Annotated in this window: 15 protein-coding genes and 1 pseudogene; 5 read left to right on the top strand and 11 right to left on the bottom strand. The window is 73.2% G+C overall.

The genetic code is table 11. The features are described from left to right. Nucleotides 1-107: 107 nt before the first annotated feature. Nucleotides 108-1,388, top strand: a complete 1,281-nt coding sequence (locus ACFQ8T_RS06910; RefSeq protein WP_430545813.1) for a tyrosine-type recombinase/integrase — start codon at nucleotides 108-110, stop codon at nucleotides 1,386-1,388. A 52-nt stretch (nucleotides 1,389-1,440) separates the two neighbouring features. Beyond that, nucleotides 1,441-1,668: a helix-turn-helix domain-containing protein gene (locus ACFQ8T_RS06905; protein WP_430545812.1), complete on the top strand. Its 228-nt coding sequence runs from the start codon at nucleotides 1,441-1,443 to the stop codon at nucleotides 1,666-1,668. Nucleotides 1,669-2,269: 601 nt separating this feature from the next. Here ACFQ8T_RS06905 and ACFQ8T_RS06900 read toward each other — a convergent pair. The 3 genes and pseudogenes from ACFQ8T_RS06900 to ACFQ8T_RS06890 form a co-directional block, all read right to left on the bottom strand. Next, entirely contained in the window at nucleotides 2,270-3,220 is a 951-nt protein-coding gene (locus ACFQ8T_RS06900) for a sulfatase-like hydrolase/transferase (RefSeq protein WP_430545811.1), read from the bottom strand. 36 nt (nucleotides 3,221-3,256) lie between these two features. Further along, entirely contained in the window at nucleotides 3,257-3,535 is a 279-nt protein-coding gene (locus tag ACFQ8T_RS06895) for a hypothetical protein (RefSeq protein WP_430545903.1), read from the bottom strand. 85 nt (nucleotides 3,536-3,620) lie between these two features. Further along, nucleotides 3,621-3,788, bottom strand: a pseudogene (locus ACFQ8T_RS06890) (sulfatase-like hydrolase/transferase); the annotation flags it as partial. 123 nt (nucleotides 3,789-3,911) lie between these two features. On the opposite strand from ACFQ8T_RS06890, the gene ACFQ8T_RS06885 reads away from it, so the two are divergent. Then, nucleotides 3,912-4,976, top strand: a complete 1,065-nt coding sequence (locus tag ACFQ8T_RS06885; RefSeq protein ID WP_430545810.1) for a LacI family DNA-binding transcriptional regulator — start codon at nucleotides 3,912-3,914, stop codon at nucleotides 4,974-4,976. Between the two features lie 36 nt (nucleotides 4,977-5,012). Here ACFQ8T_RS06885 and ACFQ8T_RS06880 read toward each other — a convergent pair whose 3' ends face one another. Then, the gene (locus ACFQ8T_RS06880) at nucleotides 5,013-6,437 is read right to left on the bottom strand and encodes a protein O-GlcNAcase (RefSeq protein ID WP_430545809.1); all 1,425 of its coding nucleotides are present in this window, start codon (nucleotides 6,435-6,437) and stop codon (nucleotides 5,013-5,015) included. Nucleotides 6,438-6,504: 67 nt separating this feature from the next. Then, a complete protein-coding gene (locus ACFQ8T_RS06875; RefSeq protein WP_430545808.1) occupies nucleotides 6,505-9,117 on the bottom strand; it encodes a glycoside hydrolase family 2 TIM barrel-domain containing protein in 2,613 nt (870 codons plus the stop codon). A gap of 169 nt (nucleotides 9,118-9,286) precedes the next feature. On the opposite strand from ACFQ8T_RS06875, the gene ACFQ8T_RS06870 reads away from it, so the two are divergent. After that, the gene (locus ACFQ8T_RS06870; RefSeq protein ID WP_430545807.1) at nucleotides 9,287-9,904 is read left to right on the top strand and encodes an MFS transporter; all 618 of its coding nucleotides are present in this window, start codon (nucleotides 9,287-9,289) and stop codon (nucleotides 9,902-9,904) included. Further along, the gene (locus ACFQ8T_RS06865) at nucleotides 9,786-10,514 is read left to right on the top strand and encodes an MFS transporter (protein WP_430545806.1); all 729 of its coding nucleotides are present in this window, start codon (nucleotides 9,786-9,788) and stop codon (nucleotides 10,512-10,514) included. The genes ACFQ8T_RS06870 and ACFQ8T_RS06865 overlap by 119 nt, the downstream gene beginning before the upstream one ends. Nucleotides 10,515-10,538: 24 nt before the next feature. On the opposite strand, the gene ACFQ8T_RS06860 is transcribed toward ACFQ8T_RS06865, so the two are convergent. From ACFQ8T_RS06860 to ACFQ8T_RS06835, 6 genes are read right to left on the bottom strand one after another with little or no spacing between them, the layout of a single operon-like run. Beyond that, complete coding sequence (locus ACFQ8T_RS06860) at nucleotides 10,539-12,425, bottom strand: MBL fold metallo-hydrolase (RefSeq protein WP_430545805.1); 1,887 nt, start codon at nucleotides 12,423-12,425, stop codon at nucleotides 10,539-10,541. After that, on the bottom strand, nucleotides 12,422-14,269 hold the full coding sequence (locus tag ACFQ8T_RS06855) for a hypothetical protein (RefSeq protein ID WP_430545804.1): 1,848 nt from the start codon (nucleotides 14,267-14,269) through the stop codon (nucleotides 12,422-12,424). The genes ACFQ8T_RS06860 and ACFQ8T_RS06855 overlap by 4 nt, the downstream gene beginning before the upstream one ends. Next, nucleotides 14,266-15,759 (bottom strand): alpha-amylase family glycosyl hydrolase, encoded by a 1,494-nt coding sequence (locus ACFQ8T_RS06850; protein WP_430545803.1) that lies wholly within the window; start codon nucleotides 15,757-15,759, stop codon nucleotides 14,266-14,268. The genes ACFQ8T_RS06855 and ACFQ8T_RS06850 overlap by 4 nt, the downstream gene beginning before the upstream one ends. Next, entirely contained in the window at nucleotides 15,756-16,451 is a 696-nt protein-coding gene (locus tag ACFQ8T_RS06845; protein ID WP_430545802.1) for an aspartate/glutamate racemase family protein, read from the bottom strand. The genes ACFQ8T_RS06850 and ACFQ8T_RS06845 overlap by 4 nt, the downstream gene beginning before the upstream one ends. Then, the gene (locus tag ACFQ8T_RS06840; protein WP_430545801.1) at nucleotides 16,448-17,338 is read right to left on the bottom strand and encodes a hypothetical protein; all 891 of its coding nucleotides are present in this window, start codon (nucleotides 17,336-17,338) and stop codon (nucleotides 16,448-16,450) included. Before ACFQ8T_RS06840 ends, ACFQ8T_RS06845 begins: the two co-directional genes overlap by 4 nt. Then, the gene (locus tag ACFQ8T_RS06835) at nucleotides 17,335-18,774 is read right to left on the bottom strand and encodes an FGGY family carbohydrate kinase (RefSeq protein WP_430545800.1); all 1,440 of its coding nucleotides are present in this window, start codon (nucleotides 18,772-18,774) and stop codon (nucleotides 17,335-17,337) included. The genes ACFQ8T_RS06840 and ACFQ8T_RS06835 overlap by 4 nt, the downstream gene beginning before the upstream one ends. Nucleotides 18,775-18,795 lie beyond the last annotated feature (21 nt).

The following is an 18,795-nucleotide window of genomic DNA, read 5'->3' as shown; positions in this document are numbered from 1 at the left end:
TCCGGGCCTCTTTTCTGTCTTGGTGAGGCCTGGACACCTAGAGACAGAAGGACCCCCTCCGTGCCACGAGATGTGGCACGGGGGTGGCACGAACCAGGAGGATCGAGATGGCCGAGAAGGGTGCGGCGCGACAGCGTCGCGAGGCATGGGGCATGCTCCGTCAGCTGCCGTCGAAGCGGTGGCAGGCGCGGTACAGGGGACCCGACGGGAACGTGTACTCGGCGCGCACGGCTGACGACCGGCCGCTGACGTTCCTCACGAAGACGGACGCGCGGGCGTTCCTCAACCAAACGCACGCGGCGATCGCGCGCGGGGAGTGGGAGTCGCCCGAGGATGCGGTCCGGCGGCGGGAGGCGGAGGCGGCGGCCGCCGCGCTGCGGGACGTGAGTTTCCGCGAGTACGCGCTGGCGTGGCTCGAGCGGGTCCAGCACGAGCCGGGCAAGGGCGGCCGGCCGCGGCGCCCGGGCACCGTAATGGTCTACCGCGGGCGGGTGCACAACTACCTGCTCGAGCCGCTCGGCGACGTGCGGGTGCGGGACATCGACACTGCCGTCGTCCGGGCGCTGACGGCGGAGATCGTGGCGCGGCCGTCGGTGCTCAAGCCGGGCGCGACGCACAACGGGGTCGCTGGCGACGCCGTCGACATGCTCAAGATGATCCTGCGCGCCGCCGTGCGCGATGGCCTCCTCGAGGCGATGCCGGACGTCCCGACGCCGTCGCGTCGCTCCGTCCGGCACGACGCCGACCACACGCCCGAGGATGACGTCGCGACGCCCCAGCAGGTCGACGCGCTCCACGAAGCTCTGCCGCAGCCGTGGCGGGTCGCCGTGCTGCTCGCGGCGTGGTGCCAGCTTCGCCGGGGCGAGGTGCTCGGGCTGCAGCGGCGCGACGTCGTCTGGGACGCCGACCGCACCGCCGCCACGCTGTACGTGCGGCGACAGAAGAACGGCACCACCGGCCAGCTCGCCGACCCGAAGTCGGAGAAGGGCGTGCGGTCGATGGCCGTGCCGCCGCTGATGATCGAGCGGCTGCGCGAGCACCTCGACGCCCACGTGGCCCCGGGGTGGACTGCGCCGATCGTGCCGCTGCGGTCCCGGGGTACCGAGCACATGTCGTCGACGACGTTCCACTCGGCCTGGGCCGCTGCCCGGGTCGAGGTGGCCGGGCTGCCCGCGGGGTACAGGTTCCACGACCTGAGGCACACCGGGCTGACGCGGTTCGCGCAGGAGGGCGCGACGCTCGCCGAGCTGATGCGGCGCGGCGGGCACTCGGACGTCAACGTCGTGCTCCGCTACCAGAAGGCCACCATGGCGCGGGACATCGACCTCGCCGCGCGGATGAGCGCCACCGTGCTGTCGGAGCTCGAGTCCGGACGTGGGGACGCGTGAACACCTGTGTCGCGAGGGCGGCACATGGGTGCCGCCGGGAAGGAGAGGTGCCATGGGAACCGTCACGGTCCAGGAGCGGCCCGGAGCGCACGGGCGGCTCGTCGATCTTGCGGCAGCCGCCGAGGAATTCAGCGTCTCGGTGAAGACCGTCCGCCGGCGCATCGCCGACGGCACCGTCACCGGATACCGCGTGGGCAGACTCATCCGCGTCGATCTCGACGAGCTACGCGAGCGGCTTGCTGTCGTCATACCCGCGGCGCGGGGGAGGTTCGGGGCCTGAGAGCGCCTCGCAATCCCGGAACCCCGTCGGTCCTGCGGAGTCTGCAGGACCGACGGCTTCCCGGCGAGGAAGCCGGTGACGGCTGCGGCGGTGAGGACTCCTCACCACCGTTGGGGCCCCCGAAATCGGCGTGGCCGCTGACACCGCGGCCCAGCGATCTGCGGCCGTCCGCTTGAGCACTGGGGCGGCTCGGTCGCACGGTCGTGATGAGTCATCACCACCGTGGTCTTCCACGTAATGACCGGGAACTCTCGGTGGTGGGGAGTCCCCACCACCGCTCTTTCCCCCGCGAAGCTCCCGCCCTGATGGCACGACAGAGGTCCGACGAGCGTCGGAGTCCGGTCAGCCGCGACGGCGTTGAGGTCCATGCCGCAGATGGTCTCTCGGGTGCGTTACCGAAAACGTACGGGGTAGGTACCCCGTACGCACCCCGTACGCACCCTCCACGGTCGCGTCACCGCAGGTCAGGGTGCGTACGGGGGAAGCATGAGGATTCTCTCCGACTGCCCAGTTCGGTCGCCGTCGCAGTGTTCCGCACAGGATGGTTTCGACCGGACACTCCGTGAGTTGCGCTCTCCTGACCTCAGCGCCCGTCACGTCCTCAGAGCATGGCCGTCCCAGCACCGGGCACACGCACAGGCTCCGCCGCGACCGGAAGGTCGAGCAGCGGCGACACCGGCCGACCGGCGACGAGCTGCCCGTCGAACACGAACCCCTCCGGCCTGTCGCGCAGGCGCTGGACCAGCGCGCTCCGCAGCGCCGCCAGCACCTGGACGTGCTCGCCGTCGGGGGAGCGGGCAAGGTCCCGCCGCTCTCCGTCCCGGGTGAAGTCGAAGAGCTGCTCTGTGCCGTCGTCGGAACGCCAGACGTACTTCCACCGCGGCGTCACGATCCATTGCAGTGACAACCCGAAGATGACGTGCTCGCCGTGGAGAGCTAGGTGCGGAGCCTCGGGTCCCGGACCGTCGAGGAGACGTCGCGCGTTGGACCGGCCGTCGATCCCGTCGGGGACCGAGAGGCCGGCGAGCTCGAGGAGGGTGGGCATGAGGTCTTCGAGCGTGACCAGGTCGGAGCAGGTGCTTCCGCCGTCGATGCCAGGCCCGGCCACCAGGAGCGGAACACCCGCGGAGCCTTCGTAGGGGTAGCCCTTGCGCCACATCCCGTGGTCGCCGAGCATCTCGCCGTGGTCGGAGGTGAACGCGATGTACGTGTCGTACGCATCGCCGAACTCACGAAGCGCCGTGAGGAAGCGGCCGAGCTGGGCGTTGATGTGCGTCATGTTGCCGAAGTACCCGGCGCGCGCGCGTCGCGCGGTCAGGTCGTCGTACGCGGCGTCGTGCGCGTCCGGCTCGTGGTCGGTCTTCCAGGGCTCCCAGACGTCCTCCCAGTCGGACCGCAGCGGCTGGTAGGTACCGTTGGCGTCGTCGTGCAGGTAACGGTCGAACGCCCACGCGGGTGGGGTGTAGGACGCGCGCGGGCCGGCGAACGACAGGTAGAGCAGGAACGGAGCGCTGGGGTCGCGCCGGTAGAGCCACTCGATGGCCTGGGTCACGACGTAGTTGGTGGGGTGATGGGCCTCCGGCCCGTCTCAGGAGCGTGCGGGAACGGCGTTGGGGTCCTGGCCCCAGTCGATGAAGTGGGCGGTCGGGTCGCCGGTCTGCCGGCGCAGCCAGGGCACGTAGTCATCCGTGAAGTCGACGGCGGTGGTGCGCACGCGTGAGTCGTGGCAGTAGCCGTTGTGCAGGACGACGTCGTCGAACCCTGCGCGGTGCCGGTCGGGGGCGACATGCATCTTGCCGATCGCCTTCGTCTGGTACCCGCCTTCGCGGAAGGACCCGGCGAGCGTGGTGCCCAGGTCGAAGGGCACGCCGTCCACGTAGCCGACCGACGCGGCGGGTTCGTGCGGGCGCGAGGCCGGTGAGCATGCTGGTCCGGGAGGGGACGCACGTCAGGCTGGGTGTGTACGCGCGGTCGAACCGCACGCCGTTCCCCGCGAGGGAGTCGAGCCATGGCGTGGAGTCGACCGGGTGCCCGGCGCCCGACAGGCAGTCCGCCCGCCACTGGTCGACGTGGACGAGCACGACGTTGGGGCGCCGGCGCCCACGCGATGCGAAATGCATGGGCGCTAGTATGGGATCGTTCCCTCACGGGATCAACCAAGGTCCCGGCCGTGTCGGAGCCCGACGGGGGCTAGCGCCGATGGTGCAATATGGACACGATTTCGTGCAGAGGGGTGTGAGGTGATGGCCGAGGCGACGGAGCCTGGGAACGGTGAGCGGTCGAACGGCGTCCGTCATCGCGCGACGATCAAGGACGTGGCCGAGCTGGCCGGGGTGTCCCGATCGACGGCGTCGCGCGCCCTGACCGGCCGGGGTTACGTCGCGCCGCAGGTCCGCCAACGGGTTCTCGACGCGGCGCAGGAACTACGGTACGTCGCGGACGTCATGGCGCGCAGCCTCAAGCAACAGACGTCGCGCACGATCGGGGTCATCGTCTCCGACCTGCGGAACTCGTTCTACGCGGAGATGGCCGCAGGCGTCGGTGCCGCAGCGCGCCGAGCCGGATACGCCATGTTCCTGGCCGACGACGGCGGAGAGGTGGCGGGCGAGGTGTCGGCCGCCGAACGGTTCGTCGCGCTCCGCGTGGCGGGTGTCGTCGTGACGCCCGTCTCGGCGTCGGTGACCGAGTTCCTGGAGGGCCACGGCATCCCGGTGGTGGAGGTGGACCGCCAGTTCGCGGCCGGGGCCTGCGACGCGGTCGTGGTGGACAACCGGGGCGCCGCGCGCCAGGTGACCGCCGCGCTCCTCGCACAGGGCCACCGGCGGATCGCGCTCTTCATCGACGAGACGGACTGGACCACCGGCCGCGAACGGCGCGCGGGCTACGTCGAGGCGTTCGAGGCCGCCGGTGAAGAGCTCGACCGCGACCTCGTCGTGCCGTCGGGCTGGAGCACCGACCACGCACGCGAGTCGGCCCGGCGCCTGCTGCAGAGCGACCAGCCGCCGACCGCCATCTTCGCCGCGAACAACGTCCTGGCCGAGGGGGCGTACCGCGCCGCCACGGACCTGGGACTCTCGATCCCCGACGACGTGTCGCTCGTCGCGTTCGACGACGCCCCCTGGATGTCGCTGGTGCGCCCCGGGATCACCGTGGTCGCCCAGGACGCGGGGGCGCTCGGTGACGCCGCCGTGGAACGGCTTCTGGGGCGCATCGACAACCCCAGCGCGCTCCCGCGCACCATCGTGCTCCCCGCGCGGGTGGTCCAGCGGGGGTCGACCGCGGCGCCGTCCGTCCGCGTGACCGCCTGACCGGCAAGCACGCGGACCGACGCGCGTCGCCACCCGTCAGAGCGGGGGCTCGCTGCTCGTGCCGGGCTTCCGCGTCGGCACGGGAGGCACGTCCGCGCCCAGACGGTCGAGCACCGCGTGCGCGAACGACGCCACGACGGGCCGCAGCACGTCCTCGGTGGCCGCCTCGACGGCGGCGAGCTGTCGCTGGAGACCGCTGACCCGCTCCTCGTCGACCGCCGCACCGCCGGCGCGGTGGTCGCCCAGCAGCTCGCACGCGAGTGCTCCCGCCGCGCCCGCCCTGGCGGCCGCGTCGATCCACGGACCCAGGGCGTTGTCGAGGGGCGTCGGCGGGACCGCGGGACGGACGAAGGACAAGAGGCGGAAGTTTTCGACGGCGTGGTGTCGCGCGGCTTCGTCCCCCTCGAGCGCCAGGGCACACCACGCTTCCAGCTCGGGGTCGCGCGGGGCGGACGGGGGCCACGCCGAGCACGCCCGCACGAGCGGCGCCAGGCGCTCGGCCGCCTCGCCCGCGACTCGGAGCAGGGCGTCACGTCCGGCTGCCGACCGGTCGTAGCCCTGCGGGTCGTGCGCCCACCGGCCGACCGACGCGAGCGCGAACCGCGACGGGAGCGGCTCCACCATGGGGTTGGCGACGATGCCGACCAGTGCGGACCCGGCGACGTCGTCGGTACGGCCCGTCAGCGGGCCGAGGAACAACCGGGACCGGTCGAAGTCGTTGACCGGGAAGTTGTCCCACAGCACCAGAGGGCGACCGAATGCGGCTCCTGCGGCATCGACGTCCTGCCGGGTCACCTCCCCGACGACGATGTCGCGGCCCGTCCACAGCACGACCGCCTCGGCGGGCAGCTCGGCCCGGAACCCCGCCCGGTAGGGGGTGAGGTCGTTGCCCGCGTAGTCCGTGGGACAGACGAGCAGCGGCGCGTCGATCCCGCGGGGCCGCAGGACGTTCGCCGCGAAGCGCGCTGCGGTCCGACCGTGGGCGCGGCCCACGCCCTCCGGCCCGTCGCCGAAGGCGACGCGGTCACCCGGGTCGACGAGCTCCATCGGTACGTCGTCGAACAGCAGCGAGAACGAGCGCACGCCGACCCGCCACGCCTGCTCGGCTTTGCGCGCCAGCGCGCGGTGCTCGTCGTCATCGGCGAACCGCATGTCCAGAGCGGGATGGAGCGCGAACGTGAACCGGACTCCGCGGGCCGTCGAGGCCCTGGCCAGCTCACCGATCCGCGCGAGGTCGGGCTCGGGGTACTCCTCGCGCCATCGCTCGCGGTGGAACGGGTCGTCCTTGGGCGCGTAGAGGTACTCGTCGAACCCTGCGCCCGCGCCCCACCCGAGGAAGTCGAGCCGTTCGTCGTGGGACCACGGCTGCCCGTAGAAGCCCTCCACGAGCCCGCACCGCACCGCACCGGGCACGCCGCGACCGTTCCTCTCGGCTCGCGCGGACTCTCGTCCGCCAGTCATCCGAGAGCATCCTCGACCTGGTAGGCGCTGGTAGCGGCTCCCCACAGGAAGCCGTCCGGAAATGCCGTCATCGTGCCGTTCCTCCATCCTCGGGCAGCCGGATGGCCGCGAGGTTCCAGGCGTCCACGACCAGGGATCGCGGCGCGTCGTCGTCGTGCCGCCACCGCACGGTCACCGTGCGGTTCTCCCCGGGCAGGAGCGGGCGGTCGTCCAGTACGAGCTCCGGCCACCCCGCGACATCGGCGCGGCGGCCGTCGTGCAGGGCGAGGCCCACGACCGCGGGTCCCGCCACGTGGCGCAGGTCGAGAGTCCAGACGTCGCCGTCCGCGACCAGGCTCGGCTCGACGACGGCCGGCGCCAGGTCGAGCAGGGGTGCCAGGTCCGGGCCGAGCGAGGAGACCTGGCGCTCCCGGTCGACGAGGTGACCGTCGGGTGCGACCCAGTCCGCCTCCCACAGGAGGACCGCTGGTCGCCCCTCCAGGCCGTCCAGGGTGAGCGCCGCGGCGCCACGCGGCAGCATCACGTCGTCGGCGACCGTCGCCGAGCTCTCGGCCAGGATCGTGCCCCAGGCGTCGCGCAGCCGCAGCGTCACGATCGACCCCGCGGCCACGCCGACGTCGGACCAGACCCAGGCGGATGCCGTCGGGGTCGTTCCCTGCGGCCACGTCGCACGGTCGACCCGCACGGTCACGCGCTCACGGGCGAAGGCCCGGGCGACGGCGTGGAAGGCGGGCTTGGGCTCGCCGGACCAGTCGACGGCCGCGGTGCACCACGCGTTGGGGAAGCTCTCGTTCAGCTGCCACGGCAGCACCATCGCGCACCGGGGCCGCCGACGACGGTCGGCCTCCACGGCGTACTGCAGGCCGGTCGCCTGCAGGTGTTGGCTCGCGCGCAGGACCGTGCCGACGTCGTCCGGCCGGTCGCCGAACGCCGCGCGCACCAGCGGGGCGTTGTTCCACCACTCGCCGCGGTGGCGGTAGGCGGGGTTGTCCTTGCCAGGCGGCCACTGCTCCTCGGCGCGCACCGTGTGGTCCAGCATGCGCCTGTTCGTCATCCCCTCGACGCCGAACTCGGTGTGCGCCAGCGAGGTCCCCGCGTTCGCGAGGGCGTAGTGGTCGGCAAGGCCCTGGTGCTCCCACGGGCCGTGCACGTCGTGCTGGTCGTCGGGTGCCGCCGCGATGCGGTCCGCGCGGTGGTGGAACTCGGGACCGCTGGGTGACGTGGGCAGCCAGTGGCGGCCGGGGTCCAGGCGGGAAACGACGTCGCGCAGCGCCGACAGGACGGGGGATCGATCGTCGTCGAGCGGGCCTTGCTCGTCCTGCAGCTCGTTGCCACCGCACCAGAGCGCCAGGCTGGGGTGCGAGGCCAGGCGCGGTACCACGCGCTCCGCCTCGGCGATCGCGTGCGTCACGAAAGCGTCGTCGCCGGCGGGGGCGCTCTGCATCCCCGAGCTGGACTGCGAGAACTCCTGCCACACCAGAAGTCCGGCCTCGTCGCAGGCGTCGTAGAACTCCTCGGTCTCGACCAGTCCTCCACCCCACACACGGAGGACCTGGGCGCCGGACGCGGCGGCCATACGTACCAGGTGCCGCACGCGTGCGGCACGCACGGCTCCGTGCTGGGTGTCGACCGGGGCCCAGTTCCAGCCCACGAGGTCGACGGCTCGACCGTTCACCACCGCGGAGTACGCGAGGGCACCCTGGGGGCTCCCCGGGTTGCGTCGGAACTGCACGTCGCGGAAACCGACGCTGCGTTCCCAGCAGATGCTCTCGCCGTCATCGGTGCGCACGACCACCCGGACGCGGTAGAGGTGCTGCGGACCCTGACCGCGTGCCCACCACCGCTCGACGTCGCCGCCTGGCTCGGTGCGTGCGTACGGGCCCGGGTCGGCGCGGTCCTCCCAGAGCCGGCGGACGAGCGACCCGTCCGCGTTCAGGAGATCCACCTCGACGTCGACGGGGGCGTCCGCATCGAGGTCGAAACGCACGTTGACGGTCGCGGGGCCGGCCGTGGTCAGCACAGCGGGGGAGCCGAGGCGGACGCGGCCGACCTGCAGGCGCACGGAGCGCCAGACACCCTGGTGGCGCATCGGTGGGGTGAAGTCCCAGCCCTGCCCCAGCCGCGGGGCCAGCACGTGGACCCGGTCGGTGCGGCCGACCTGCGGCTCGGTGCGCGTCGCGGGCGGGAGCACGAGCGCCAGGTCGTGCCACCCGGTCCCGACGCTCGCGTCCCCGGCGCGGCCCAGCTCGACGTCTGCGCTCGCGGTCAACGAGTCGGTGCTCGCCACCTCTTGGCCGTCCCAGTGCACGATGACGCCGGGATCGCAGCCGTCGAGCTCGAGCCACACCCGGTCGTCTTGGCGCAGGACGGGCACCAGCACACGCCGGCGCAGCACCCACCAGCGGTCGGCAACCCATTCCGCGGCGCGACTCTGGCGCCCGAACCGTGGGTCGGCCACCTCGCCTGCGCGGACCAGGTCCTCCAGCACGCTGCCGGGCACCCGGGCGGGGAGCCAGGGCGACTGCGCGGAGTAGGACGTGGAGTCGACGGCGGCGGCCGTGACGCTGTTGGCACGCTTACTGTCCCCGCTGGTCGCGTGCCGGACGTACCACCGCCAGCTCTCGCCGATCGCCTCGCGAAGCTGCCAGTCATCACCGTCAAGTGACTGCGTCTCCCTCATCCGACCCATCTTGGCCCAGGTTGTGGCAACGATGCCAGTCCATCAACACCGAGACCAGCAGTGGTCCTTGCGCCCCCTCGACGACGTGTGATCACATAGATACATGGCATCGTTGCCACAATGGAGGGCGACCGTATCGCGCCCCGGTGGTGGGCCACCGGGGTCCCTCATGCACCACCGGGATTTCCGGCTGCTCGTGGCGGGACAGACGACCAGCCAGCTCGGTACCCAGGTGGCGGGGGTCGCCGTCCCACTCCTGGCGATCGACGCGCTCGGGGCGACGGCGTTCGAGGTCGGGCTGCTCGGCGCGGCGTCGACCATCGCGTTCCTCCTCGTCGGGCTTCCGGCCGGAGCGTGGCTGGACCGCATGCGTCGACGGCCGGTGATGATCGCGGCGGACGTCGTCCGGGCGGTGGCGCTCCTCTCGGTGCCGGTCGCCGCCTGGTGGGGCGTGCTCACGATGGCCCAGCTCCTCGCCGTCGTCCTCGTGGTGGGGTTCGCCCGGGTGTTCTTCGACGTGGGCTATCAGGCCTACGTGCCGGCGCTCGTCAGCAAGGACCGGGTGCTGGCGGGGAACTCGGTGATGGAGCTGCTCCGCTCCGGGGGCCAGGTGGCGGGGCCGGGGCTGGGCGGAGTCCTCGTCTCGGTGCTCGGGGCCCGCGAACGTCGTGCTCGTGCAGTCACTCACGTTCGCGGCGTCCGCCGCCTCGTTGCTCGGGATCCGCGCGCGGGAGCCATCGCCGCGGCCGACGGGACCGGGCAGCACCCTGCGCGCCGAGATCGCTGAGGGGATGCGGTTCGTCATGCGCAACAGGGTGCTGCGGTCCCTGGCCGTGGCGAGCGCGCTGAGCAACCTGTCGTTCGCGGTCGCCTCGGCGGTCACGATGATCTTCCTGGCGCGCACCCTGGGCCTTCCGGCGTGGGGTGTGGGGCTGGTGGTGGCCGCCGGGTCCGGTGCCGCGATGGTGGGCGCCGCGGTGACGCCGGCGCTCTCCGACCGCGTCGGTTCGGCGCGGGTCGTCTGGGCGGCGCTGGCGGTGACGGGGCCGCTGACCGTCCTCGTCGCGGGCGCCCGCCCGGGGTGGTCGGTGACGCTCGTGATCCTCGGCATGGCTGCCGGCGAGCTGGGACAGATCGTCTACGCCATCACCAACGTCAGCATGAGGCAGCGGTTGTGCCCGGAACGGATCCTCGGTCGGGTCAACGCCACGATGCGGGTCGTGATCATGGCGCTGTTCCCGCTCGGGGCCCTGGCCGGCGGCCTGCTTGGGGACGCCCTGGGTCCCCGACCCACCCTCCTGGCGGCCGGGCTCGTCGCCCTGGCCGCCCCTGCCGTCCTCTTCCCGGCGTTGCGCGGGTACCGGGACGTCGAGGACCTGCCCGGCTGGGGTGTGTGACGCGGCCGGGTGGGCCCCGCGCGCTCACAGGCTGACGGGCACCGAGCGGTCCTCGACGTCCACGACGGCGTGGCACGCCTCGCCGAGCCGGGTGCCGTCGAGGACGACGTCGGCGGCGAGCACCTCCCGGCGGCGCGGCCGGGCCGGCGCTACCAGCTCGAACGTGAGCGACCGGGAGGCATGGGGGAGCACCTCGACGTCGACCGTGCGGGGGGAGCGGACCTCCCACCCGGCCGGAACCGCGATCGTGACCTGCGCGGGCACGGTCTCGGGCCGGACGTTCGTCACGACGACGGTTGCCCGGTGCGTCGCACCGGGCTCGACCCTGCGGTAGTACGGCTCGAGAAGCGCCACGTTGCCGTCGTCCGGGCGCAGATCGTCGTCCTCGGGCTGCAGCTCGTGATGGAGGCGCTCGGTCGCGGCACCCTGCGCGGCGAGCAGGTCGAGATAGGCGTCGTCGACCCAGCGACCCTTCCAGTGCCCGGTGACCAGCAGGTCGGGACGGACTCTCCGGTACAGCTCGGCGCTCGCCACGTAGTCGCCCCGCCGGAAGCGGTTGCGGTACTGGTAGTTGAGCACCTCCGGGTGCGCGGGATCCTTGCCGTCGGCGGCCTGCTGGTCGCCGGTGGCGAGCACCCGGACGCCGTCCACGACGAACTCGAACGCCGCGGCGTAGCGGGTGTGGCCGGGAAGGTCGTGCGTCGTGATCTCGTACTCGCGCCAGCGGACCGTCCCCCCGAGGTCGAGGACGCGGTCGGCCGGGGTCGACTCGAACCACTGGCACGGGAGGTCGGTGCGCATCGGGTCCGCCATGATCGGGGCCACGTGCTCGGGCACCCAGACCTCGGTGCCCTCCACGTCCCGGAGCAGGTTGCAGCCGGCGATGTGGTCGTCGTGATAGTGCGTGGCGAGCACCACCTCGACCGAGGTCACCCCAAATTCCCTCCGCAGCGCCGGCAGGGACGCCAGCCAGGGGCGACGCCCCGCCCGGTCGGTGCCGGCGGGCCAGCCGGTGGTCATGTCGTAGCCGTAGTCGATGAAGAGTGCGGGTCCGTCGTCCGACAGCAGCACGTACGAGCAGGAGTCGGCCGACCGGTTCACCAGAAGGTGCTCGGTGAGCCGGACGAAGGGACGGTGCAGCCGGTCCGCGAGGTCCCACGGTGACGTCCGCCGCGCGTCGACGTACTCCTGCATGCGGTCGCCGAGCAGGGCCAGGGCGTCGTCCGCCCCGCTCGTCATCGGGGCGCCGTGCGAGGGCAGCAGCGCATCGGCACGCTCCTCCTCGCGCAGCAGCAGGGTGGACAGCACGGTCATTGCCGGTCCCTCGAGCTCGGTGTACGACCACTGGGTCGCGGCGAGCGACCACACCTTGCCGGGGGAGTGGATGAGGTCGCCGGTGAACGCGAACCGGCGCCCGGCGCGCTCGACGAGGTAGGTGACCGACCCCATCGTGTGCCCGGGCGTGGGGACGGTGCGCACGTCGACGCCGCCGAACGACGCCGTCCGGTACTCGGGGACGGTGCCGGCGACCGGCACGGGCGCCCGCACGGAGAACGTGTCCTGCCGCAGGTTGTAGTCGTTCCACAGGGTGCGGGTGTGCCACATCTCGTCGACGCGGGAGAAGAGGTCCACCTCTTGGGGCGGCACCCACACCGGGATGTCGGCGGCGACGGCGCGGGGCAGACCTTGGCCCTGGTCGCGGTGGTGGTGCGTCATGAGCACCGCCGCCAACCGGTCGACACCGATCTCGTCGAGGTGGTCGAGCACGTCACCGGCGCCGAAGTCGATCGCGATCGCCGTGCCGGGATCGTCGAGCGCCCGCACGACGTAGACCGCGCAGGTGTCCTCGAAGCGATGGACCCCCGGGCCGACCTCGATGAAGTGCATGGTGCGGTTCACGGCTCCGTTCATGAGTCCAGGGTCCTGCGGTAGGCGCGCCACTGCTCCGCCACGGCGGCCAGGTCCTCCGCGCGGACGTCCTCGTCCGAGTTGTCGATCGACGTCACGTAGTAGAGGGCGGGAATCCCGTGCGCAGTCTGCTCGGCAGCGTACGCCGCCCACTCGGAGCGGTTCGGCATCGGCCACTGGTCGGTGTCCTGAAGGTGGTGCGGGAGCGCCCGGCGCACCACCTCGGCGCGGTAGCGCAGCTGGTCCACCACCCCGACGCGACGCCCGGCGGGGTCGCGCTCGAGGACGTCGTTGAGCCGCACGATGTCGCCCACGTCCGCGAAGAGCGGGCTCATCGCCTGCGTGACCACCACGGCGTCGGGCTTCGCCTCGTGCGCGGCGCGATGGATCGTGGACAGAAGCCGGTGAAGGGCGGCGATCCCCCATACGCCGCCGTGGGTGGCGTCGTCGGTGGCCGCGCGGAGCGTGCTGCCCGACGGCGCGCGCTGGGTGAAGTCGAGCTTGAACCCGTCGGCGTCGAGGCCCTCCGGCGACAGCAGCCCGTGGACGATCTCGCCGAGGCGGTCGAGGTAGGCGGGGTTGCCGGGGTCGACCGCGACGGGGCGACCGTCGGGCGTGCGCACGCACAGTTCGGCGGGCAGGCCCTCGGGGTCCCAGGCCTTGAACCACAGCAGCACCCGCTGGCCGTCGGCGTGCCGGTCGGCGATCCAGGCGCGCAGGTCGGGCCACTTGGAGGTGTCGGGCTCGCAGGTGCCGTACCGGGCCTGCCATCGGTCGTCGACGACGACGGTGCCGGGGCGCACGTCGTGCTCGGCCAGGATCCCGAGCCAGCGGTCGTAGCGTTCGGCGGTCGCGAGGTCCGCGGCGCTCGGGGCCGCGTCCTGGCCGGCGGGCACGCCCGCTGGGAGCCCGACGTCGCCGCCGCGTGCCAGTCGCACCGCGTCGGAGACCTGAGCGCCCCAGCCGCAGAAGATCGGCTCACGCGCCCACCGCGGGGGCGCCGGCGCCGGGTGCACCCAGCCGGCCGCCTCGAGCTCGCGGCGGTGGTCGTCGATGGTGTCCTCCGGGCCGTCCGCGGGACGCAGCACGAGGTCGGGTGAGGTCCAGCGCCCGTCGACGGCCGTGTGGCCCTCGTAGGTGAGCCGCATCAGGAAGGCCCCGTCCAGCGGTTCGTACCGCACGGTGGTGAAGGCGGCGTCCTGCACGGCGCACACGACCGACAGCCCGTACCAGGGGCACGCGGGCGTGCGCTCCCTGCGGCCCAGGCCCACGACCAGGGGTGGCGGGGAGAAGACCGCGTTGAGCCGGCCCGGGTCGGCGTCACCGACGACTCCGAGCTGCACCGCCGCGGCGGCCGGGCGGAAGGGCGCGTGGGGCTCGCTGGGCACCGGGGAGTACACCGTGTCAAAAGCCGCGCCCGACCGGAACGTGCCTGCAGCGCCGGTCGCGAGCAGCATCGGGCCGCCGCCGAGCGTGACGTCCGTGATCCGTCCTTGGCCCGAGATCTCCAGGCGCAGACGGAGCGCATCGGGCGCGCACACGAGGCGCACCACGTGCTCCTGCCACGCCGCGGAGCGGGCGCGCGCGGTGACGACGACGGTCCCGTCGAGCTCGTCCACCTCCAGCGGCTGCGGCAGCCACAGCTCGTCGTCGACGTCCGTCCGGTGCGCGGCGGCCACCAGGCTCAGCGTGAAGCGGACGTCGTCACCGGCGGGATCGGTGACCTCGACGCGGTGGCGGCCGCGCGCGCCCCGCACCGCGTAATGGCCGGCGCGGACGACGAACCGCCCGCCCTCGTCGGTGGTGATCGCGGGTGCGTCGTGGGGGCCGTCGTGGCCGGTGGTCATCGCAGCTCCTTGAGGTCGGTGAGGCTCGAGAGCTCCCGGGTGCTCTCGTGGTCCTGCAGCGTGATGCGGAACGAGGGGCTGGCATCGGGGACGCCGGACAGGTCGAGGTCGAGACGGGCGCTGCCGTCGGGATGGGTCCACTCGCAGCGCAGTGCGCGCGGGCCGGGTGAGCTCCACCGGAAGTCGCCGCCGAAGCCCGGGTGCTCGGTCCGTAGACGGACCAGGGCCAGGGTCGCCCGCGTGAGGTCGCTCTCCAGCGCTGCTGCGACCTCCTCCGGGGAGTACCTGTGGCGGTTGACCTCGCGGCCCTGGCCGGTCGCAGCGGCGAGCGCGCGGTCGTCGGTGCCGCCGAGCAGGCCGACGTAGTAGATCTGCGGCTCTCCCGGCAGCCAGAGCTGGAGGGCACGCGCCGCGAGCAGACTCTCGGGGTTCTCTCCGAGCACGCTGAGGAACGTGGCGTTGACCTGGTGCGGCATCGTCGCCCACTGCGGGACGACAGACGCGAGCCGGGAGTGGCCGCCCGTGGCCTCGGCCGCGCGGTCGAACACCGCGGCCATCTGCGACTCGTCGAGCAGGCCCGCGTGGTCGCCGGACGGTCCGGCGTCGATGATGCCGATCCCGTCGTGCGTGTCGAGCACCGTCACGGCGTTCGACGGGCGGACCTTCAGCCAGCGCCGCATCGGGCCGAGGTCTCCCGTGCCCCAGGCGTGCAGGAGGAGCGGTGGTGTCGCGAAGTCGTAGACGAGGTCGACCAACGGCGCGATCCGCTGCTGCTGGCTGTGGTGCGCGTGCACCTCGACAAGCACGCGCAGCCCGATCCTCCGGGCGACGGCCGTGATCCGCTCGACGAAGGCGAGGGTCTCGTCGGTCATGAAGCTCGACGTGCCCGGTGTCTTGACCGCGTAGCCCACGGCGTCCAGACGCACGGTGGTCACGCCGTGCTGCCGCAGCAGCCCGAGGACGTCCTGGAGGTAGGCCTCCGCCTGCGGGGACGCGACATCGAGGTCGACCTGGCTCGGCGCGAAGGTGGTCCACACCAGCCGACGCGTGCCGTCCGCGGACGGGTACGCCGTGAACGGCAGACCGGGGCGCGGCCGGTAGAAGCTCGTGACGTCCGCCGCACTCGCGCCGTCCGGGAACACGTCGTCGAACTCGAGGAACATTCCGTCGTACGGGGAGTCGGCGCCGCGCTCGAGCCAGTCGACGAACTCCGGGGAACCGCTCGACACGTGGTTGACCACCAGGTCGACCGTGACCTCGCGGCGGTCCGCGAGGGCGGCGACGTCCGGCCAGTGACCGAGCCGAGGGTCCACGGCCCGGTGGTCGAGAGGGTCGAAGCCGGCGTCCGCACCGTCGAACGGGGTGAAGAAGGGCAGGACATGGACCCCGGAGAAGGCGCGCAGGGGACCGTCCAGCAGACGGCGCAGTCCGACGAGGTCTCCACCGAGCCGGTCGGTGTACGTCAGCAGCTCGACGCCGCGGCTGCTCATCGCGCCGCCTGCCGTGTGAGGCCGGCCGCGCGCACGGTCGCTCCGACCGCCCACGCCGGGGAGGTGAGCACGGGGACGTCGCCGAGATCGTCGGGGACGGCCGTCGCCATGGAGGCCTGGGCGAGGACGACGACGGCCGCCCCATCCGCCACCGCCTGTGCCGCGGCCTCCGCGACGAGCCGGTCGTGCGCCGGCTGGTCGCCACGTGCCCGGGCTTCGGCCGCCCCCTCGACGAGCTGGGCGGCCACCGCGGTGTCGCCCGGGACCGCCGAGAGCTCAGCGGCGAGCAACCGGGACGTGGGGCCGAGGGTCGCCTCGAGCGTGGCCAGGACGGTGATCCCACCAGCGCCCGCACCGGGTGCGGAGGCGAGCGCGGCGGCGTGCGCCGCCATCGCGCGGTCGACCCGCACGACGGGCACGCCGACACCGATCGCTGCCTCGTCGGTGACCTCTCCGATCGACGAGCACGTCACCAGGATCGTGCGGGCGCCCTCGGCCTCCAGGTGCTGAAGGTGCGCGCGCGTCCGGCGCAGGGTCTCCGCGTCGACGCCGTTGCGCACCGCGCCGTCGAGCAGCTCGGCGTCCACGACGTGGGTGAGACGCACCGGGCCGTCCACCGCGACGCGCAGGTCAGCGTCCATCCGCGATGCGAGCGCCGGCACCGTGTGCAGCATCCCGACGTGCGCGGTCATCGGGCGGTCCACGGCGTCGCGTGCGCGTCGACCGTCGCACGCAGGGCCTCCAGGCGCGGCACGGAGCGCTCGGCGAGCGCGGTTGCCGCGTCGTCGAGCCCGACGACGTCCGACCACAGCGCGCGCCCGGCGAGGAAGCCGCTGGCGCCCGCCTCGCACGCCGCGCGCACGGCCGGCAGGAAGTCCGTCTGCCGCACGCCCTGCGAGAGCACGACCCACGGACCCTTGACGGCATCGCCGAGCTCACGGCTCGCCGCCAGCTGCTGGTCCGCCGTGCCCTGCCCGCTCAGCGGGACCTGGGCCTTGTAGAGCGAGGCGCCGAGGGGGGAGAGCTCGTGGGCCGCCTCGCAGATCGCCACCTGCTGATCCCAGGAGCCGTCCGCGAGCTCGCGATCCGTGGCACGCACGACGGGCTCGAGCACCGACAGCACGCCGAGGCGCCGCGACTCGGCGACGAACCGCGCGACCATGTCGATCCGGCGCTGCCGCTGCTCGTCACGCCGCCAGATCACCAGCAGCTTCAGCGCGGCCACACCCGTCAGGTCCACCTGGCCGCCGACGACGGCCTCGTCGAGGTCCGTGTCCTGGACCGGACCGCCGTCCTGCTGGTCGAGGGCGTCGGCGGCGAGGATGAGACCCGTGCCGGCGGGGAGGGTCCCGCGCGAGCGCAGGTCCTCGAAGCCGTAGTGACGGTCGATGAGGAACCCGCTCGCTCCGGCGCCGAGAGCGTCGGCCACCGCGAGCTTGAAGTCGACGAGGACCGAGTCGACGGGTCGGCCGGCTCCGGCCTTGTCGTACATGTCGCGGAGGCTCTCGCGCTGGTCCATCGCGACCATGGCGAACCCTCCGCCGGGGGTGGCGATGGCGTCCAGGGTGGGTGCGTTCATCGTGAGTCCTGCTTTCTGGGCTGGTGGTTCCGGGCGGTCGCCAGGAACCGGGTGTAGGTCTCGTGGGCGTCGGGCCAGGAGCGGTCCGGACCGGGGGCGGAGACAGGGAGCGTGGCGTCCGAGGGCGCGAGGTCGACAAGGGCGGCGGCCCGCAGCGCCGCGCCGGCGGCCGCCACCTCGGGGAAGGCCGCGGAGCGGACCACGGTGCCGAGCAGGCCGTCACGGGCTGCCTGCCAGGTGCCGCACCGTTGCAGTGGGCCCGGGATCACGACGGGCACCGCGGTCGGGCCGGCCAGGTCGCCGACCGTCTCGAGCATCCAGCGCGCCTGCAGCGCCAGCCCGCGCGCCACGGCGCCGAGCGCCACGGCGTCGTCCACAGGGAGCGCGCCGGGCCGGATGTCCGGGTCGGGCAGCGGGCACTGGCGACCGCGAAGGTAGGGGTGGACGACGTCGGATGCGCGGTCCCGGAGTCCCGCGAGGGCGAGCGGGTCGAGCGCGTCGAGGTCGACCTGGCGCTCGCGGGCGAACCACTCCAGGACGGCGCCTGCGGTGGCGCTCGCGCCCAGCACGGAGGTGCGCTTCCCGCTGAGATCGGGGGCGAGGCTCACGCCGGCGAGGCGGGCGGCCGCCACCTCCGGCGCGCCCTCGGCGAGGGCGTACATCGCCTCGGTGGTGCCGAGGGAGTCGGCGACATCGCCCGGCGCGCGGACCCCGACGGCCCAGGAAGCGACGGCGTGGTCGTGGCCCGCGAGCACGACGGGAGTTCCGGCGGGCAGGAGCGCGGTGAGCGGTGTCCCGGTGCGCCCGAGGGGCTCAGCGGACCGCAGCACCTCGGGGAAGTCCTCGGGCCGCAGCCCGCACAGGGCGAGCAGGTCGGGATCGAACGCCTCCGGGAGCGCGCCTCCGGGCGCAGGCCTCCGGTACGCGAGGGTCCGTGCGGCGAGCGTGGGATGGGTGGCGAGCCGCCCCGTGAGCGCGTGGCCGACGAGCTCGGCAGCCCCCGCCCACCGGGTCCGGCCGGACGTTCTGCCGGACATGAGGCGGGGGTCGCCTGCGGCGCGCAGCGCCTGCAGCATCGCGACCGGTGTCTTGCGCGGGTGCGGGACGCCGGTCGCGGCATACAGGGAGGGGTCGCCGTCGAAGGCCGTCGTGCTGCCCGCTTGCCAGCGCAGGAGCGGGCCGACCGGGACGTCGTCCACCAGGAGGGCACCGGTCTCGGCCATCGAGGTGATGCCGACCGCGGCCGGGGGTGGTGGACCGCCGGCGCCGCGGACCTGACGCACCAGGTCGACGACCGTATCGACGAGGCTCGCGGCGTCCACCGGGGTGGGGGCAGAGCACGCGGCGATCGCGTGCCCAGGCTCGGCAGGGTCGACGAGGACGGCCTTCGTGTTCGTCGTGCCGACGTCGATGCCGAGCACGGTCCGGGTGGTCACGTTCCCAGTATGTGAGGATCT

The sequence above is a fragment of the Isoptericola sp. NPDC056618 genome, assembly GCF_042792715.1.
GTDB classification, from domain to species: domain Bacteria; phylum Actinomycetota; class Actinomycetes; order Actinomycetales; family Cellulomonadaceae; genus Isoptericola; species Isoptericola nanjingensis.
The sequence above is the reverse complement of the archived record's forward strand: the minus strand, read 5'-3'. Positions and strand labels throughout refer to the sequence as shown.

Bases quoted from the DNA above. Each gene is read 5' to 3' on its own strand.
- ACFQ8T_RS06850 (WP_430545803.1), bottom strand. From the start codon at position 15,759: ATGAGCAGCCGCGGCGTCGAGCTGCTGACGTACACCGACCGGCTCGGT.
- ACFQ8T_RS06875 (WP_430545808.1), bottom strand. From the start codon at position 9,117: ATGAGGGAGACGCAGTCACTTGACGGTGATGACTGGCAGCTTCGCGAG.
- ACFQ8T_RS06860 (WP_430545805.1), bottom strand. From the start codon at position 12,425: ATGAACGGAGCCGTGAACCGCACCATGCACTTCATCGAGGTCGGCCCG.
- ACFQ8T_RS06845 (WP_430545802.1), bottom strand. From the start codon at position 16,451: ATGACCGCGCACGTCGGGATGCTGCACACGGTGCCGGCGCTCGCATCG.
- ACFQ8T_RS06870 (WP_430545807.1), top strand. From the start codon at position 9,287: ATGCACCACCGGGATTTCCGGCTGCTCGTGGCGGGACAGACGACCAGC.
- ACFQ8T_RS06905 (WP_430545812.1), top strand. From the start codon at position 1,441: ATGGGAACCGTCACGGTCCAGGAGCGGCCCGGAGCGCACGGGCGGCTC.
- ACFQ8T_RS06880 (WP_430545809.1), bottom strand. From the start codon at position 6,437: ATGACTGGCGGACGAGAGTCCGCGCGAGCCGAGAGGAACGGTCGCGGC.
- ACFQ8T_RS06885 (WP_430545810.1), top strand. From the start codon at position 3,912: ATGGCCGAGGCGACGGAGCCTGGGAACGGTGAGCGGTCGAACGGCGTC.
- ACFQ8T_RS06840 (WP_430545801.1), bottom strand. From the start codon at position 17,338: ATGAACGCACCCACCCTGGACGCCATCGCCACCCCCGGCGGAGGGTTC.
- ACFQ8T_RS06855 (WP_430545804.1), bottom strand. From the start codon at position 14,269: ATGACCACCGGCCACGACGGCCCCCACGACGCACCCGCGATCACCACC.
- ACFQ8T_RS06910 (WP_430545813.1), top strand. From the start codon at position 108: ATGGCCGAGAAGGGTGCGGCGCGACAGCGTCGCGAGGCATGGGGCATG.